Source organism: Bradyrhizobium liaoningense (assembly GCF_018130955.1).
In the GTDB taxonomy this organism is placed as follows: domain Bacteria; phylum Pseudomonadota; class Alphaproteobacteria; order Rhizobiales; family Xanthobacteraceae; genus Bradyrhizobium; species Bradyrhizobium liaoningense_C.
Genome location: NZ_JAFCJM010000014.1, coordinates 145,576 through 162,392 on the forward strand (window position 1 = coordinate 145,576; position 16,817 = coordinate 162,392).

At 65.4% G+C, this 16,817-nt stretch carries 21 protein-coding genes; 8 read left to right on the top strand and 13 right to left on the bottom strand.

The genetic code is table 11. The annotated features are described in order from the left end of the window. The first annotated feature begins 67 nt into the window (after positions 1 to 67). The 3 genes from JQ632_RS14710 to JQ632_RS14720 are packed head-to-tail and all read left to right on the top strand — an operon-like array spanning position 68 to position 1,302. On the top strand, positions 68 to 403 hold the full coding sequence (locus tag JQ632_RS14710; protein WP_212403105.1) for a helix-turn-helix transcriptional regulator: 336 nt from the start codon (positions 68 to 70) through the stop codon (positions 401 to 403). Next, complete coding sequence (locus JQ632_RS14715) at positions 400 to 873, top strand: SRPBCC domain-containing protein (protein WP_212403107.1); 474 nt, start codon at positions 400 to 402, stop codon at positions 871 to 873. The genes JQ632_RS14710 and JQ632_RS14715 overlap by 4 nt, the downstream gene beginning before the upstream one ends. A 15-nt stretch (positions 874 to 888) precedes the next feature. Continuing rightward, on the top strand, positions 889 to 1,302 hold the full coding sequence (locus tag JQ632_RS14720; protein ID WP_212403109.1) for a GFA family protein: 414 nt from the start codon (positions 889 to 891) through the stop codon (positions 1,300 to 1,302). 10 nt (positions 1,303 to 1,312) lie between these two features. Here JQ632_RS14720 and adhP read toward each other — a convergent pair whose 3' ends face one another. From adhP to JQ632_RS14775, 11 genes are all read right to left on the bottom strand, one after another. Further along, on the bottom strand, positions 1,313 to 2,338 hold the full coding sequence (adhP, locus tag JQ632_RS14725) for an alcohol dehydrogenase AdhP (protein ID WP_212403111.1): 1,026 nt from the start codon (positions 2,336 to 2,338) through the stop codon (positions 1,313 to 1,315). 135 nt (positions 2,339 to 2,473) lie between these two features. Next, entirely contained in the window at positions 2,474 to 2,884 is a 411-nt protein-coding gene (locus JQ632_RS14730; protein ID WP_212403113.1) for a DUF2000 family protein, read from the bottom strand. A gap of 157 nt (positions 2,885 to 3,041) precedes the next feature. Beyond that, positions 3,042 to 3,431, bottom strand: coding sequence for a DUF4189 domain-containing protein (locus JQ632_RS14735; protein ID WP_212403115.1), 390 nt, complete (start codon positions 3,429 to 3,431; stop codon positions 3,042 to 3,044). Between the two features lie 196 nt (positions 3,432 to 3,627). Next, positions 3,628 to 5,232, bottom strand: coding sequence for an NTP transferase domain-containing protein (locus JQ632_RS14740; RefSeq protein ID WP_212403117.1), 1,605 nt, complete (start codon positions 5,230 to 5,232; stop codon positions 3,628 to 3,630). After that, entirely contained in the window at positions 5,229 to 5,930 is a 702-nt protein-coding gene (locus tag JQ632_RS14745) for an XdhC family protein (protein ID WP_212403120.1), read from the bottom strand. Before JQ632_RS14745 ends, JQ632_RS14740 begins: the two co-directional genes overlap by 4 nt. 2 nt (positions 5,931 to 5,932) lie before the next feature. Further along, positions 5,933 to 6,256, bottom strand: a complete 324-nt coding sequence (locus JQ632_RS14750) for an XdhC family protein (protein ID WP_140982126.1) — start codon at positions 6,254 to 6,256, stop codon at positions 5,933 to 5,935. A 10-nt stretch (positions 6,257 to 6,266) separates the two neighbouring features. Continuing rightward, a complete protein-coding gene (locus tag JQ632_RS14755; RefSeq protein ID WP_212403122.1) occupies positions 6,267 to 7,469 on the bottom strand; it encodes a VWA domain-containing protein in 1,203 nt (400 codons plus the stop codon). A 145-nt stretch (positions 7,470 to 7,614) separates the two neighbouring features. Further along, on the bottom strand, positions 7,615 to 8,523 hold the full coding sequence (locus tag JQ632_RS14760) for a MoxR family ATPase (protein ID WP_212403124.1): 909 nt from the start codon (positions 8,521 to 8,523) through the stop codon (positions 7,615 to 7,617). Between the two features lie 61 nt (positions 8,524 to 8,584). Next, positions 8,585 to 9,391: a xanthine dehydrogenase family protein subunit M gene (locus tag JQ632_RS14765; protein WP_212403126.1), complete on the bottom strand. Its 807-nt coding sequence runs from the start codon at positions 9,389 to 9,391 to the stop codon at positions 8,585 to 8,587. Between the two features lie 39 nt (positions 9,392 to 9,430). After that, entirely contained in the window at positions 9,431 to 9,916 is a 486-nt protein-coding gene (locus JQ632_RS14770) for a (2Fe-2S)-binding protein (RefSeq protein WP_212403128.1), read from the bottom strand. Between the two features lie 146 nt (positions 9,917 to 10,062). Next, positions 10,063 to 10,509: a carbon monoxide dehydrogenase subunit G gene (locus JQ632_RS14775; RefSeq protein ID WP_212403130.1), complete on the bottom strand. Its 447-nt coding sequence runs from the start codon at positions 10,507 to 10,509 to the stop codon at positions 10,063 to 10,065. Positions 10,510 to 10,727: 218 nt separating this feature from the next. Between JQ632_RS14775 and pcaD the strand changes: the two genes are divergently transcribed. Then, complete coding sequence (pcaD, locus tag JQ632_RS14780; protein WP_212403132.1) at positions 10,728 to 11,510, top strand: 3-oxoadipate enol-lactonase; 783 nt, start codon at positions 10,728 to 10,730, stop codon at positions 11,508 to 11,510. A gap of 150 nt (positions 11,511 to 11,660) precedes the next feature. On the opposite strand, the gene JQ632_RS14785 is transcribed toward pcaD, so the two are convergent. Together JQ632_RS14785 and JQ632_RS14790 are read right to left on the bottom strand one after the other, a co-directional pair. Then, on the bottom strand, positions 11,661 to 12,173 hold the full coding sequence (locus JQ632_RS14785) for a hypothetical protein (protein ID WP_212403134.1): 513 nt from the start codon (positions 12,171 to 12,173) through the stop codon (positions 11,661 to 11,663). Between the two features lie 228 nt (positions 12,174 to 12,401). Continuing rightward, complete coding sequence (locus JQ632_RS14790; protein ID WP_212403136.1) at positions 12,402 to 12,575, bottom strand: hypothetical protein; 174 nt, start codon at positions 12,573 to 12,575, stop codon at positions 12,402 to 12,404. Positions 12,576 to 12,832: 257 nt separating this feature from the next. Between JQ632_RS14790 and JQ632_RS14795 the strand changes: the two genes are divergently transcribed. Genes JQ632_RS14795 through JQ632_RS14810 form a run of 4 tightly spaced genes read left to right on the top strand, consistent with a single transcriptional unit; the run spans position 12,833 to position 16,658 of the window. Next, positions 12,833 to 13,750, top strand: coding sequence for an ABC transporter permease subunit (locus tag JQ632_RS14795; protein ID WP_212403138.1), 918 nt, complete (start codon positions 12,833 to 12,835; stop codon positions 13,748 to 13,750). 12 nt (positions 13,751 to 13,762) lie between these two features. Further along, a complete protein-coding gene (gene livM / locus JQ632_RS14800; RefSeq protein ID WP_212403140.1) occupies positions 13,763 to 15,088 on the top strand; it encodes a high-affinity branched-chain amino acid ABC transporter permease LivM in 1,326 nt (441 codons plus the stop codon). Beyond that, entirely contained in the window at positions 15,085 to 15,918 is an 834-nt protein-coding gene (locus JQ632_RS14805) for an ABC transporter ATP-binding protein (RefSeq protein WP_212403142.1), read from the top strand. Before livM ends, JQ632_RS14805 begins: the two co-directional genes overlap by 4 nt. Next, entirely contained in the window at positions 15,915 to 16,658 is a 744-nt protein-coding gene (locus tag JQ632_RS14810; protein WP_212403143.1) for an ABC transporter ATP-binding protein, read from the top strand. Before JQ632_RS14805 ends, JQ632_RS14810 begins: the two co-directional genes overlap by 4 nt. Positions 16,659 to 16,817 lie beyond the last annotated feature (159 nt).

Below are 16,817 nucleotides of genomic sequence, written 5' to 3' on the forward strand. Positions count from 1 at the left end.
TTTCACATGCGCGCGAGCTAAATGAATTAGCATTGACTAATGAATTAGCGATTGCTAATTGATCGACATGACCGAAGCAGCCCTCAGCCCCGTGACGACCGTGATGCGCGCCCTCGCCGATCCGACGCGGCGCGCCGTGTTCGAGCGCGTCTTCCACAGCAACGAGATCACCGTCGCCGAGCTGACGCGCGGCAGCGGTGTCACCCAGGGCGCGATCTCGCAGCACCTGAAATCGCTGAAGCAGGCGGGCCTCGTCGCCGAGCGCGCCGAGGGCCGCAACGTCTACTACCGCGCCGCGCCGCAGGGCCTCGAACCGCTGGTCACCTGGATGGATCATTACGGCGTGTTCTGGCGCGAGCGTTTCCAAAACCTGCGTGACCTCTTGAAGGAGATCGATCCGTGAGTGCAGCCGAGTTGAAAGCCGAGCCCCAAGAAAACACACAGGACATCGTCATCGACGAGGTCTTCCCTCACGCAGCAGCGACGGTCTGGAAGGCGCTGACCAGCGCGCAGTTGATCGCGCGCTGGTTGATGCAGCCGACCGGCTTTGAAGCGACCGAAGGCAACACCTTCACGTTCCAGACCACGCCGGGTGGCTCCTGGGATGGCGTGATCCATTGCCGCGTTCTGGAGGTCGTGCCGAACCGTCGGCTCGTCTATGCCTGGAAGGGCGGCGACGAGCGCAACACCGGCTATGGCGCGCCGCTCGACACCGTCGTCACCTGGTCCCTCACCCCGGTCGAAGCCGGCACGCGGATCCGCCTCGTTCACGCGGGGTTCGTCATGCCCAGGAACGAGTCGGCCTACACGGTCATGAGCGGCGGCTGGAAGAAAGTCGTCCGCCAGCTCAACGAAATCAGCGGCGAAGAGTGAGTGGGAGATATTGCGATGAACAAGCCCTATACCGGCGGCTGCGCCTGCGGTGCGATCCGCTATTCGATTGCCGCCGAGCCCGTGTTCAGCAATCACTGCCAGTGCCGGGACTGCCAGCGTGAAAGCGGCACCGGCCACGGCTCCTACCTCACCTTCGCGCGTGCCGGCGTCACGCTGATGGGTGACGCCAGGCAATGGGACATGGTCGGTGACAGCGGCAACGTGAAGACGCGCGGCTTCTGCGCCGTGTGCGGCGTGCCGGTCTACCTGACCTTCGCAGCACAGCCTGACATCTTCACCATCCGCGCCGCGAGCCTCGACGAGCCCGTCCGCTACAAGCCGCAGGTGGTGACCTACGCCGCGCGCGGCCACGCCTGGGATCATCTCGATCCGGGCCTGACGAAGTTCGAGACCATGCCGCTGGCGTGAGGCGCCGGCTCTAGCCAAAATCCAGCACCATCCGTCCGTCGATCTTGCCGGCCTTCATCCGGTCGAAGACGTTGTTGATCTCCGTCAGCGGCACTTTGGTGATTTCCGACCGCACCTTGCCGTCGGCGGCGAAGGCTATCGCCTCGTTGAGATCGCGGCGGGTGCCCACGATCGAGCCGCGCACCGTGATGCGCTTCAGGACGACATCGAAAATGGGCGTTGGGAATTCACCCGGCGGGAGTCCGACGAGACTGACGGTGCCCTTCCGGCGCACCATCTTCAACGCCTGGGCAAAGGCCGCGGTGGACACAGCCGTCACCAAAACGCCGTGCGCTCCGCCTCCGGTTGCGGCCAAGACCTTGTCCACAGCATCGGTCTCCAGCGCGTTGACCGCGAGGTCGGCACCGGCCGTGCGTGCGAGTGCAAGCTTGTCCTCGGCGATATCGATCGCAGCGACCTTCAGCCCCATCGCTTTCGCGTACTGGATCGCGACATGGCCGAGCCCGCCGACGCCGGAGATAACGACCCACTCGCCGGGCCTCGCCTCGGTCTCCTTCAATCCCTTGTAGGTGGTGACGCCGGCGCACAGGATCGGCGCGACTGCGGCGAAATCCACGTTCGCCGGCAGTTTTGCCGCGAACGCGGCCGACGCGATGACGTATTCAGCGAAGCCCCCGTTCACGCTGTAGCCGGTGTTGTGCTGATGCTCGCACAGCGTCTCCCAACCGGTCTCGCAATATTCGCAGGCCATGCACGCATCGTGCAGCCAGGCAACGCCGACGGCGTCGCCGACCTTAAGATTGGTAACGCCCGGGCCGAGTTCCGCAACGATGCCGGCCGCCTCATGGCCGGGAATGAACGGCGGCACCGGTTTCACCGGCCAGTCGCCGGAGGCGGCGTGCAGATCGGTGTGGCAGACGCCGCAGGCCTTCACCTTGACCAGGACCTCGCCGGGCCCCGGTTGCGGCACCGGCACCGCCTCGATCACCAGCGGCTTGCCGAATTGCTTGACGATTGCGGCTTTCATGGTCGGCATGTTTCTGCTCCTCGCATTTCTGCAGGCAAGCTAGCGACCGCACGCTAACTCCCTTTGATCGGAGTCAAACAGCACAATGATTGCGCAGGGAATGCGTCACATATCTGTTACAGGTTGCGAAGCTCGCGGAACGCGTCAGCTATGGAACTTCAATCCATCGACAATTTTATCGATCACCTTGCGCTCGGCGCGCAAGGCGATGCCGACGAGATTGAGATCGGTGCGCGCGACCGCCCTCACCGCCTCGCGATTGGCGGCATCATGCGTGGTCTTGAACATGTCCTCGGTATAGACCGCGGGCGTGACGTTGCGTGTCAGCGCCCGGTCGAGCGCGCGCGTCAAGGCCGGACCATCGGCACCGTAGATCAGGATCGGCTGGCCGATCAGCGAAAGATATTTTGTGCCGGACGCGTCTTCGTAGGGGTCGCCGATGCAGGCCGGATGGGCCGCGGCAATGCCGCTGGTGAGGAAGGCTGCGACGTTGAGCTTCTGCCAGGCCTGGAGATCGGTGCGGATCACGACCGCGATCTTGGTGTCGAATTGCATGAATATCCTCAATCGTCATTCCGGGGCGCGCCGCTTGGCGCGAGCCCGGAATCCATCAGGCCGCAGAGTCGGTGGAGAAATGGATTCCGGGCTCGATGCTCCGGGCCGCGCTCCGCGCGGTACCGTCGCATCGCCCCGGAATGACGGCAATGAGAAATCAGCCCTTGGCGTCGCAGGCCCAGGCCCGGATCACGCATTCCTTGCCGCCGAATTTGTAGCATTCGCGCGTGGCGGCGTTGAGGGTGCTCGAGATCTTCGGCTTCACGGCATAGCCATAGGCACCGCAGGGGTTGGCGAGATCGACCGCCATCGCGGCACAGGCACGCTTCATGGTCACGGTCGTGCAGTCGCCCTTGCACTGCCTGGCAGCCGCGGCGCGCGCGGCGGCTTCTCCGGGGAAATCATAGGCCTGGCCATAGGCGCCGCATTTGCCGACGGCGAAGGCGCCGGCAGCGTGCGCGTCCGTGACGTGGCGGGCCCCGGTCACGACAATGGACAGCGCAAAGAAAAACATCGCGCAACGGCGCGCGACGACGGTCGAAGCCATGGAAATTCCCCTCCCCCGAGGCAGGCGGAGGCAACTCTAAGCGCCGGTCGTTTCCAGATGGTGAACGGGTGGTTGAAATCGAAGGTCCGGAGGCGCCGTAGGGTGGGCAAAGGCGCGAAGCGCTGTGCCCACCACTTATCAGCGCTCATGGCTGGAATTGGTGGGCACGCTTCGCTTTGCCCACCCTACCGCACCGTCATCCGCGTCTGGCCGCCTCCAGCGCCTGCGGCGTGTCAATGTCGAGGAATGCGCTCTCGCCGTCGACGGGCACTTCGGCCACGACCTCGGCGTGCTTGGCGATCAGGTGCCGCGCGCCGATGTCGCCGTCGAGCGTCATCAATTCGCTGAAGAAGCGGCGCGACCACAGCACGGGATTGCCGCGGCGGCCTTCGCTGACGGGCACAACGATGAGACCGCCGCGATCGGGCGCAAAGCTGTCGATCATGCGGTCGATCAGATTGGCGTCGATCAGCGGCATGTCGCCGAGACAAACGATGGCGCCGTCACAACTCGCGGGCACGGCGCCGATGCCGGTCTTGACCGAGCTCGCGATCCCGCCGGCAAAATCCGCATTGCGGACGAACTTGACCTTCAACCCTGCGAGCGCCTGCTCGACCAGCTCGGCCTGGTGGCCGGTGACGACGATCACCTCGGAGGCCTTTGACGCCAGCGCCTGCTCGGTCGCAAGCCGCACCAGCTTCTTGCCGTCGAGCTCGGCGAGCAGCTTGTTCGGCCCGCCCATCCGCGTCGAGCGGCCCGCCGCGAGCACGATGGCTGCGACCTGGCTGTTGCCTTCGGTCTCGGGCTTTGCGCGCGGCTGCGGCCGCGTCACGATTTCCATCAGGAGACCGCCGACGCCCATGCCCATCAGCTCGGCGCGCGTCACCTTGATGCCGGCAAGCAGCCGCATCAGCACCCAGTCAAAGCCGTTCTCGACCGGCGAGCGCGCGCAGCCCGGTGCGCCCAGCACCGGCACGCTGCCGGCCCGTCCGATCAGCAGCAGATTGCCGGGATCGACCGGCATGCCAAAATGCTCGATCGCGCCGCCGATCTCGGTGATCGCCGCCGGGATGACGTCGCGGCGATCCGCGATGGCGGAAGCACCGAACACGATGACGAGCTCGGCACCGAGCCCCAGCAATTCCTTGATCGCCGCCGAAAGCGCCCTCTCCTCATGCGCCACGCGCCGCTCGGCGATGATGCTGGCGCCGGCCGGCGCGAGCCGCTCCGCCGTGACGCGCAGCGTCTTGTCCAACACCTTTGACGACAGGCCCGGCAGCAGCGTCGAGACCACGCCGACGCGCTTGATCACATACGGTGCGATCTTCAGCACGTCGCGGCCCGCGGCCTTGACCGCGGCATCGCGCAACGCGCCCTCGACACCGAACGGGATGATCTTGACGGTGCCGACCATCTCGCCCTCGACCACCGGCTTGAACGCCGACAGCGTTGCAAAGGTGATGGCCTCGTCAACATTGTTGATGCGATCGACCGCGGCGCGGTCGATCACCAGCACGCCCGGGCACGCAGCGAACAGATTGGCGCGGCCGGTAAAGGCGCGCTCGACATGGATGCCCTCGCCGCCGACCGCTTCCGCGATGCTGGCAGCGGCCGCATCCTCGGAGACGTCGCCCTCCTCCAGGCGCACGACGACGACGTCCTTGATGCCGGCGCGCGTCAGCGCCTCGACCTCGTCGGGGCCGATCGTCGTGCCCTTCTTCAGCACCAGCGGTCCCTGGCGCAAGGTGTGGACGGTCACCCCGCCGATCGCATCCTTGGGGCTCGCCGGGCCGAACTTCATGCCGCTTCTTCTTTTTCTTTTGCCGGCAACCGAAGCACCGCCGTGATCTCGGCCATGATGGCGACCGCGATCTCCGACGGTGACACCGCGCCGATCGAAAGCCCAATGGGCGCGTGAATGCGCGCGATGTCGCTCTCCTTCGCGCCCAGCGCCCGCAGCCGGTCGCCGCGCTTGGCGTGCGTCTTCCGCGAACCGAGCGCGCCGATATAGAAGCAGTTGCGCTCGAAAGCGTGCAGCAGTGCCGGATCGTCGATCTTGGGATCGTGCGTCACCGCCACGAAGGCGGTGTAGGGATCGACGTTGAGCGGCGGCAGCGCGACGTCGGGCCAGTCCGCAACCAGGGGAATGTCGGGGAAGCGCTCGGGGCTTGCGAAGGCCGTGCGCGGATCGACCACGGTCACGTCATAGCCGAGCGAGCGCGCCAGCGGCGCTAAGGCCTGGCTGATATGGACCGCGCCGATGATGACGAGCTTTGCGGTCGGCGCGTAGACATTGAGGAACAGCTTCTTGCCGCCGGCCTCGACATTGGCGCTCTTGCCCATGCGAAGCTGCTTTTCCAGCTCGGCACGCAGCGGGTCTTTGGCAAAGTCCTGGGCCTTCACCAGACGCTGCTCACCGCTCTCGGTGTCGGTGACGAGAATGACCGGGCGGCGCGCGGCGCGCTCGGCATTGAGTTCGTGCAAGATTGCGAGCTTCACGGCTAGCCGACCTTCTCGACGAAGACGCGGATGGTGCCGCCGCAGGACAGCCCGACATTCCAGGCGGTCTCGTCGGCGACGCCGAACTCCAGCATCTTTGGCTTGCCGCTCTGGATGACATCCATGGCTTCGGTGACCACAGCGCCCTCGACGCAGCCGCCGGAGACCGAGCCCAAGAACGTGCCGTCGTCGTTGATGACGAGGCTCGAGCCTGCGGGTCGCGGCGCCGAGCCCCAAGTCTCAACCACCGTGGCGAGCGCGACGCCATGACCGGCCTTCTGCCAGTCCTCCGCCGCCTTCAAAATATCCTCGTCGCGATCGAGCATGGGGAGCCTCTCAAGCTGCGGAGCGGATCAGGCTGCGGTGATGCGGCGGCAGCGGCTGGGAGAGCGTGGTGATCAGCTCCTGGATCGAACTCAAATTATGCACCGGGCGGAATTCGTCAACGTGCGGCAGCATCATTTTGATGCCCTGCGCCTTGGCCTCGAAGCCCCCGAAACGCAACAGCGGGTTCAGCCAGATCAAGCGCCGGCAGGAGCGGTGCAGCCGGTCCATCTCGAAAGCGAGCTTGGAATCGGCCTCCCGCTCCAGCCCGTCGGAAATCAGGAGCACGATGGCGCCCTGGCTCAGCACCCGCCGCGCCCACAATTTGTTGAAGTTGTGCAGCGAGGTCGCAATGCGCGTTCCCCCTGCCCAGTCCTCGACCGCCGCCGAGCAGCTGGCCAGCGCCTCGTCCGGATCGCGCTGGCGCAGCGCCCGCGTGACGTTGGTGAGCCTTGTGCCGAACAGGAACACCGAGACGCGCTTCCTTGCATCCGTGATGGCGTGGAGGAAGTGCAGGAACAGGCGCGTATACTCGCTCATCGAGCCGGAGATATCGAGCAGCGCCACGATCGGCGCCGGCTTCTCGATGCGGCCGAGACGGTGGATGTCGATGATGTCGCCGCCGGTGTGCAGCGAGGCGCGCAGCGTGCGGCGCAGATCGAGCCTCAAGCCGCGCGCGTCGGGCCGCTGGCGGCGCGTCAAAAGCTCGGCCTGTGGCAGCTTCATCCGCTCGATGGCCCGCAGCGCTTCGCTGATCTCCGCGGCGCTCATCTGCGCAAAATCCTTCTTCTGAAGGATCTCCTTGTCGGAGACCGACAGGCGCAGATCCTGCTCCTGCTTTTGCGGCGTCTCGGTCATCTGCGGCTGTGACATTGCCTCCTGGACGCGGCGGGAGGCCGGCGGCGGCTTCTTCTTGGCATGGTCGGGCAGCGGCACCGAATCCAGCAGGTGCTTCCACTCTTCCGAGGCGCGGAAGAACAGGTTGAAAGCCTGCTTGAAGATCAGCGCATGCTCGTGGCGCTTGACGAAGATCGCCTCCAGCGTCGTGAAGACGTCGGCGCGGCTGCCGATGTCAATCACCTGGAGCGCGTTGACGGCATCGATGACGGCGCCGGGCCCGACCGGAAGCCCGGCGGCGCGAAGTGCGCGGGCGAAGCCGACGATGTTGTCGGCGAGCTGCTCGGTTTTTTCCGGCGCAAGGTGATTGATGGCCATGGTCTCGTATCCATCCCCTCGTCATTCCGGGGCGCGCCCTCTTTGGCGCGAGCCCGGAATCCATACTCCCGATCGTGATTATGGATTCCGGGCTCGACGCTTGCGCGTCGCCCGGAATGACGGGAGTAGTTATGACCCGCGAGCATCAATTCTCGCTCGTCGCGTCCTTCAGCACCTTTTGCAGGGCATCGCCCTGCATCCGCACGATATCGTCCTGGTATTTCAACAGCGCGCCCAACGTGTCGCCGACCACCTGCGGCGTCAGCGAACGGGCGTCGAGCTCGGAGAGCGCAGTCGCCCAGTCGATGGTCTCCGCGACACCCGGCGACTTGTAAAAATCCTGGTTGCGCAGCGCCTGCACGAAGCGCACGACCTGCTGCGACAGCTTTGCCGAGATGCCGGGCACGCGGGTCTTGACGATCGCGAGCTCGCGCTCGGCGGAGGGATAGTCGACCCAGTGATACAGGCAGCGGCGCTTCAGCGCGTCATGGATCTCACGGGTGCGGTTCGAGGTGATGATGACGATCGGTGGGCTCGGCGCCTTCACGGTGCCGAATTCGGGGATCGTCACCTGGAAGTCGCTGAGGATTTCCAACAGATACGCCTCGAACGCCTCATCGGCGCGATCGAGCTCGTCGATCAAGAGCACCGGGGGACCCGCAACATCAGGCTCCAGAGCCTGCAGCAACGGACGCTTGATCAGGAAGCGGTCGGCAAAGATGTCCGATGATAGCTGGTCGCGATCGGTGTCGCCGGCAGCTTCCGCCATGCGGATGGCGATCATCTGCGAGGCGCTGTTCCACTCGTAGACGGCCGAGGACACGTCGAGGCCCTCGTAGCATTGCAGGCGGATCAGCTTGCGCCCGAGTGCTGCCGACAGCACCTTTGCGATCTCGGTCTTGCCGACGCCGGCCTCGCCTTCGAGGAACAGCGGCCGGCCCATGCGCAGCGACAGATACGTCACCGTCGCCAGCGACCGCTCGGCGAGATAGCCGCGCGACGTCAGGAGTTCGAGCATCGCATCGACCGATGCCGGCAGTGCCGCTGCAGTCATGTAAGAGCCAGTCTCGCTACGCCCTCAAGGGGCCGTCATTGGGCCAAGCTAGTCCTTCAAGCTAGTCCTTGGCGTTGGCGGCGTCGAGGGCGCGCTTCGTCAGCACACCGATGAGGTGCGCGCGGTATTCGGCGCTGCCGTGGATGTCGCTGTTCAGGCCCTCCGCCGGCACGCTGATGCCGTCGAGCACCTTTGAGGAGAAGCGCTTCTTCAGGGCTTCCTCGAACGCGGTAACGCGGAACACGCCTTCCGAGCCCGCGCCGGTGACGGCCACGCGCACGTCGGACGGACGTCGCGCCACGAACACGCCGACCAGCGCGTAGCGCGAGGCCTGGTTGCGGAACTTGATGTAGGCCGCCTTCTTCGGCAGCGGGAACATCACCTTGGTGATGATCTCGTCGGCTTCAAGCGCGGTCGTGAACAGGCCCTGGAAATACTCTTCGGCCTTGAGGCGGCGCTTGTTGGTGACGATGGTCGCACCGAGCGCAAGCACGGCCGCCGGATAGTCCGCGGTCGGGTCGTTGTTGGCGAGCGAGCCGCCGATGGTGCCCTTGTGGCGGACGGCGGGATCGCCGATCTGGCTCGCAAGGCTCGCAAGTGCCGGGATAGCCTCACCGACGATGGCGGAGCTAGCGACTTCCGCATGCCTGGCGGTCGCGCCGATCACCAGCGAACGGCCCTTCATCTCGATCGCATCGAGGCCTTCGATGTGGGAGAGATCGACCAGATGCGGTGGGCTCGCCAAACGCTGCTTCATCACGGGGATGAGCGTGTGGCCGCCGGCGATCACCTTGGCGTCCTCGTTCTTCACCAGGAGATTGGCCGCCTGCCGCACGGTCGCAGGGCGATGATATTTGAATTCGTACATAATGGACTTCCTGATCGCGAGAGGCGCGAGAATGTCAGTTTACGCGAGATCGGATTTCGCCATCGCCTTCGCGCCGGCGGCGATCGAGGCGACGATGTTCTGATAGCCGGTGCAGCGGCAGAGATTGCCTTCCAGCTCCTCGCGGATGGTGTGGTCGTCGAGTTCGTGACCCTTGCGGTGCACGATGTCGATCGCGGTCATGATCATGCCCGGCGTGCAGAAGCCGCACTGCAGGCCGTGGTGCTCGCGGAAGGCTTCCTGCATCGGATGCAGCGGCGCGCCGTCGGCGGCCAGCCCCTCGATGGTCTTGACCTCGTGGCCGTCGGCCATGACGGCGAGCGTGGTGCAGGACTTCACGGCCTTGCCGTCCATGTGCACGACGCAGGCGCCGCACTGCGAGGTGTCGCAGCCGACATGGGTCCCGGTCAGCCGCAGCTGCTCGCGCAGGAACTGCACCAGCAGGGTACGGGGATCGATATTGGCGGTTACGGGATTGCCGTTCACGATAAGGGAGATTTTGGCCATCAGGACTCTCTGTCAGCACCCCGCCGTGTCAGGCGAAGCGGTTCTTATAATTATTCCAACCCATCATATGGGCCATTGTGCCAAGGGGCAACATTGCCCGGGAAGCAGGGCGCTATGACCTGGGGCGCAGGTCTGGCCTTCAAAGCCTAGCCTTGTACCGCCTTGGCAAAATTCGCAAAAAATTCGTCGGCGAGCTTCTTGGCGGCGCCGTTGATCAGGCGTTGGCCGAGCTGCGCCAACTTGCCGCCGATCTGAGCCTCGACGTCATAGCCGAGCAGCGTGCCGCCGTCCTTCTCCGAGAGCTTCACGGTTGCACCGCCCTTGGCGAAGCCCGCCACCCCGCCCTCGCCTTCGCCGGAGATCTTGTAGCCGTTCGGCGGATCGAGATCGCTGAGCATCACCTTGCCCTTGAAGCGCGCGGACACCGGGCCGACCTTCATCTTGGCAACGGCGCGGAAGCCGCCGTCGTCGGTCTTCTCCAATTCCTCGCAACCGGGGATGCAGGCCTTCAGCACTTCGGGATCGTTGAGCTTGGCCCACACCGCCTCGCGCGACGCCGCAAGCTGGACTTCGCCGTTCATTGTCATGGCCATGGGGTGCCTCCCGGGATCGTCTTTGGTCAGGCTGCTCAAGTAACGCACGCGCGCCGCAAAAGAAAGGGCGCGCGGGGATCACGTGCAATGCATATTCGCAGCCGCGAAATGCTTACAGCGGCGTCTGCGCATTTGGCAGGCAGCGGGACGTTGCCCGGCCAGCAGCGGCAATCCATGATCCGGACCGATTCGCAATCGCGAGCGCGAGAGGACATCCCATGCCCATGATCGATGCCGACGGCTGCCTGCTCAACGTCTCCGTCGAGGGCCGTGACGGCGGGCCGACGCTGATGCTCTCCAACTCGCTCGGCGCCACGCTCCAGATGTGGGAGCCGCAGATGAAGGCGCTGACGCAGGTCTTCCGCGTGATCCGGTACGACCGTCGCGGCCACGGCAAGTCGAGCGTCGCCCCCGGCCCCTATTCGATGGAGCGCTTCGGCCGCGACGTGCTCGCGATCCTCGACGACCTCAACATCGAGAAAGTGCATTGGTGCGGCCTGTCGATGGGCGGCATGGTCGGGCATTGGCTAGGTGCCAACGCGCCGGAGCGGTTCGGCAAGCTCGTCCTTGCCAACACCACCTGTCACTATCCCGACCCCACAAGATGGCAGGAGCGCATCAAGGCGGTGCAGGACGGCGGCCTGGCAGCCGTCGCGGACAGCGTGATCGCGGGCTGGCTGACGCAGGATTTTCGCGACCGCGAGCCGCAGATCGCCGCCAGGATGAAGGCGATGCTGCTGGCCTCGCCGGTGCAGGGCTATCTCGCCTGCTGCGAGGCGCTGTCGACGCTCGACCAGCGCGAGCTGCTGCCCAGGATCAAGAGCCCGACGCTGGTCATCACCGGGCGGCACGACATGTCGACGCCGATCTCGGCCGGCGAGTTCATCCGGTCGCGGATTCCGGGTGCGAGCATGACCATCCTGGACGCCGCACACATCTCGAATGTCGAGCAGCCGCACGCCTTCACCGACGCGGTGGTGGGCTTTTTGACGCAGCGCTAGCGCGCCCAGCCGACCAAAACATCGAAAACAACCCCATGCACAGTAGCCGGCGGCCGCCGGTGCAATGTTGCGAGTTTTCCGAATTCTATCGAGGCGTCAGGCAGTTGGGCGGCATAAGGCCGTCAATCGCAACGGGCCGGGCGCGACGCTTCAGGGAGTGGTCGGCGCGAACTGCGGCGTCGCCAGCGGCTCGACGGCTGCCGGCCGCTGAGCCGGCCGCTCGATCACCAGCACGACGGCCGCACCGAGCAGGAGCAAGAGCTCCGTCGCATGCAGCTTCAGCGCGGCCATTTCGCCGACCTTCGAGGCCATCACCATGCTGGCAAAGGAGATCAGGCTGCCGATGGCCAGCGCGATGCCGAGCGCCTCATTGCTGGCGCCGGACTTGCGGGTCCGGGGAATGGCGAACAGGGCGAGGGAAATGGCGAAGAACGCCACGACCGTCAGCCGTCCCAGCGCCAGAAGCCAGGCGGCGCGGACGGTGCTCATGCCGGACATCTGAAGGTGATCGCTGATGAATAGCGCCACTGCGACGCTCGGCCGCTCAAAAAGGCCGTGCACCGGGGCAACCATGATGTTGAAGGCGACGAGCGTCCAGGCCGGGATGAAGTAGGCGGCCAGCACCAGGCCGTTGAACGAACCGATCCGCCAGTGTCCAGACATTGCCGCTTCCCGCTGCTTCCCGCTTCCTGGCCGCGGTCCCCGAAGGACGGCGGCTTTGGCCGGCAGCTAACTCCGCTCCAGCTGGGGCGGCAATTTAAACTGTCTGTTTACCTTAACTGCTGTGGACAAGCCTTGGCGATGCCACGGAAAAAGCCCCGCCTTTCGGCGGGGCCTGCTCGCACTCCAGTGGAACTTCCAAGGACTGGAAAAGGGCTGGAACTTGCCGGATCAGCGGCGGTCCTGGTCGTGCTGGCCGCCATGCTGTTGTCCGGGCTTGTCGCCCTGGCGCATCGGGTCCTGCTGCTGCTGTCCGGGTTTCTGGCCGCCGCCCTGCTGCTGACCCGGCTTCTGGGCGGGGTTCTGATTCTGCTGGCCCGGATTCTGATTTTGCTGCTTCGTCATTACGGGAAACTCCCTGGTTGGACGTCAGAGCGGGACCAACGACCGGCCTCCGATTTGGTTGCGGGGGAACCGGGTTCCTCCGGCAGGCGGGAACCCGCCTTTGAAAAACTAGCTTTGCACAAGCCCTTATACTGAGACCTCGGCTGTTGCCGCGGCTGGTTCCCTCCTGTTAGAAAACATCCGGACAATGCGCCACGTCGGGCTGCCGGGGCCCAAGAGCTATCCTCAAGTCGTGTCAGGTTCGGTAACGGCAGCCCATGGACTATTTCGCCCAGCAGCTCATCAACGGCCTCGTGCTCGGTTCGATCTACGGCCTGATCGCCATCGGCTACACGATGGTCTACGGCATCGTCGGCATGATCAACTTCGCCCATGGCGACATCTTCATGATCGGCGGCTTCATCGCGCTGATCACCTTCCTGATCCTCATCTCGTTCGGCCTGACCGCGGTACCGCTGATCCTGCTGATCGTGCTCCTGGTCTCGATGGCGATCACCGCGCTCTATGGCTGGACCGTCGAGCGCATCGCCTACCGGCCGCTGCGCCACTCCTTCCGCCTCGCGCCGATGCTCTCGGCGATCGGCATGTCTTTCGTGCTGACGAACTACTCGCAGGTGGCGCAGGGCGCCCGCGTCAAGCCGATTCCGCCGCTCATTACCGGCGGCCATACGCTGCACGAGAGCGCCGACGGCTTCGTGATCCAGCTCTCCAACATCCAGATCGTGGTCGTCATCACGACAGTCGTGCTGCTCGCGATCTTCACCTGGCTGGTGTCGCGCACGCGGCTCGGGCGCGACATGCGCGCCTGCGAGCAGGACCAGACCATGGCGGCGCTGCTCGGCGTCGACGTCGACCGTACCATTTCCATGACCTTCGTGATCGGCGCTGCGCTCGCCGCCGTCGCGGGCCTGATGTACCTGCTCTATTACGGCCTGGTCGATTTCTTCATGGGCTTCGTCGCCGGCATCAAGGCCTTCACGGCAGCCGTGCTGGGCGGCATCGGCTCGCTGCCGGGCGCCATGCTCGGCGGGCTCGCCATCGGCCTGATCGAGACCTTCTGGTCGGCCTATTTCTCGGTCGAGTACAAGGACGTCGCCGCGTTCTCGATCCTGATCGTGGTGCTGATCTTCCTGCCGACCGGCCTGCTCGGCCGTCCCGAAGTCGAAAAAGTCTGACGGGCCCCGCGCGTGACAGCTCTCTCAACTGAAACTTCCCTCGCCAAGCGCGCAGCCGGCATCCCCTTCATCCTCAAGAAAGCCTCCCTCAGCGCGCTGGTCGCGCTCGTGCTGTTCTCGCTGATGATCGGCATCCGCACCGAGGCAGGCCCCGACGGCCAACTGACCTACTGGACGCGCTTCGGCGAGCTCGCCTCCCTGGTCGGCCTGGTGTTCGGCGGCTCGATCGTCATCGAACTGCTGCGGCAATGGATCGGGCCCACGGGTGCCGAGAATCTGGTGCCGGCCCCCGTGCAGAGGGGTCTGTCGTTCCTCGGCCGCTATCTCGCGCCGGTGCTGCTGATCTTCACCATCCTCCTGCCGGTCATCTTCTATGACCAGCGCTACATCCTCGACCTCGCCATCCTCGTGCTCACCTATGTGATGCTGGGCTGGGGCCTCAACGTGGTGGTCGGGCTCGCCGGCCTGCTCGACCTCGGCTATGTCGCCTTCTATGCAGTCGGCGCCTATTCCTACGCGCTGCTCGCAACCAATTTCGGCTGGTCGTTCTGGATCTGCCTGCCGCTCGCCGGCATCCTCGCCGCCTTCTGGGGCGTGCTGCTCGGCTTCCCCGTGCTGCGGCTGCGCGGCGACTACCTCGCCATCGTCACGCTCGCCTTCGGCGAGATCATCCGGCTCGTCATCATCAACTGGCAGAGCCTGACCGGCGGCCCGAACGGCGTCTCCGGCATTCCACGCCCGACCTTGTTCGGCATCCCGCTCGACAACAGCGACGACGGGCTCGCCGCCAAGCTCGGCATCGAGTACTCGCCGACCCACCGCATCGTCTTCCTGTTCTACCTGATCCTGGCGCTCGCGCTGCTCACCAACTGGGTGACGATCCGTCTGCGGCGGCTGCCGATCGGCCGCGCCTGGGAAGCCTTGCGCGAGGACGAGGTCGCCTGCCGCGCGCTCGGCATCAACACCACGACCACGAAGCTCACGGCGTTCGCGACGGGCGCGATGTTCGGCGGATTTGCCGGCGCGTTCTTCGCCACCCGCCAGGGCTTCATCAGTCCGGAATCCTTCACCTTCCAGGAATCGGCGCTGGTGCTCGCCATCGTCGTGCTCGGCGGCATGGGCTCGCAGCTCGGCGTCGCGCTCGCGGCGCTCGCCATGATCGGCGGCTTCGAGCTGTTCCGCGGGCTGGAGCACTACCGCATGCTGGTGTTCGGCATGGCGATGGTGCTGATCATGATCTGGCGGCCGCGCGGCCTGATCGGCCATCGCGCGCCGACCGTGTACCTGAGGAAGGCGCAGGCAATCTCCTCCGACCTCGTGAAGGAGGGACACGGATGAGCGGCGCAAAGATCCTCGACGTCAACCAGCTCACCATGCGCTTCGGCGGCATCGTCGCGGTGCAGGAGCTGTCGTTCTCGGCCGAGCGGCGCAAGATCACGGCGCTGATCGGCCCGAACGGCGCCGGCAAGACCACGGTCTTCAACTGCATCACCGGCTTCTACAAGCCGACCGGCGGCACGATCCGCCTCGCCCATGACGACGGCAAGGTGATCGCGCTCGAGCGGCTCAACGATTTTCGCATCGCCAAGCAGGCCAAGGTCGCCCGCACCTTCCAGAACATCCGCCTGTTTCCCGGCATGACCGTGCTGGAGAACCTGATGGTGGCCCAGCACAACATGCTGATGCGCGCCTCGGGTCTCACCTTTCTCGGGCTGATCGGGGCGCCCTCCTACCGCAGCGCCGAGCAGAGCGCGATCGATCTCGCCACCGACTGGCTGAAGCGGGTCGGCCTGCTCGACCGCGCCGACGACGCGGCCGGTAACCTCGCCTATGGCGACCAGCGCCGGCTCGAGATCGCACGCGCCATGTGCACCGAACCTGCATTATTGTGCCTCGACGAGCCCGCGGCCGGCCTCAATGCGCGCGAGAGCGCGGCGCTGAGCGAACTCCTGCTCTCGATCCGCGGCGACCAGGGCACCTCCATCCTGCTGATCGAGCACGACATGTCCGTCGTGATGGAGATTTCCGACCAGATCGTGGTGATGGACCACGGCGTCAAGATCGCCGAAGGCACGCCGCGCGAGGTCCGCGACGACCCGAAGGTGATCGCGGCCTATCTCGGCGCCGACGAAGAGGAAGCGATGGCCGTGATGGAGAGCGGATCGTGACGGCGGCAGCTGCTCCCCTGCTCGCGATCCGGGGCCTGCGCGCCGCCTATGGCAAGATCGAGGCGCTCAAGGGCGTCGACATCGAGATCAGCGCCGGCGAGATCGTGGCCCTGATCGGCGCCAACGGCGCCGGCAAGTCGACGCTGATGATGACCATCTTCGGCAAGCCGCGCGCCCGCGCCGGGCAGATCCTGTACGAGGGCAAGGACATCACCCATGTCCCCACCCACGCGATCGCGCATTTGCGTATCGCGCAGTCGCCGGAAGGCCGCCGCATCTTCCCGCGCATGAGCGTTGCGGAAAACCTCCAGATGGGCGCGGATGCCACCGGATGCACCGAAGCCGAGCGGGACAGTACGCTGGAACGGGTTTTCACGCTGTTTCCCCGGCTGAAGGAGCGCATGACCCAGCGCGGCGGAACCCTGTCCGGCGGCGAGCAGCAGATGCTGGCGATCGGACGCGCGCTGATGAGCCGGCCGCGCCTGTTGCTGCTGGACGAGCCGTCGCTAGGGCTCGCCCCCCTGATCGCGCGGCAGATCTTTGACGCGATCCGGACCCTCAACCGGCAGGACGGGATGACCGTCCTGATCGTCGAGCAGAATGCCAACCACGCCCTCAAGCTCGCCCATCGCGGCTACGTCATGGTCAACGGCCTGATCACGCTCGCCGGCAGCGGCGCCGAGTTGCTGCAGCGCGCCGAGATTCGAGCGGCCTATCTGGAAGGCGGCCGGAGGGCTTAAGCTCGCCGTTGGACTTAAGGCGTATCCGCGTGCGGCCGATTGTTGCGAGATATCTTCGCGAATGCCCGTATTTTGCCGGTGACTTCTCCGAAGATTCATTCAAGAATGGGACCGGTTTGGACCGGGCCTGGCCCGGCAACTTCCACAGGCGACCACCCG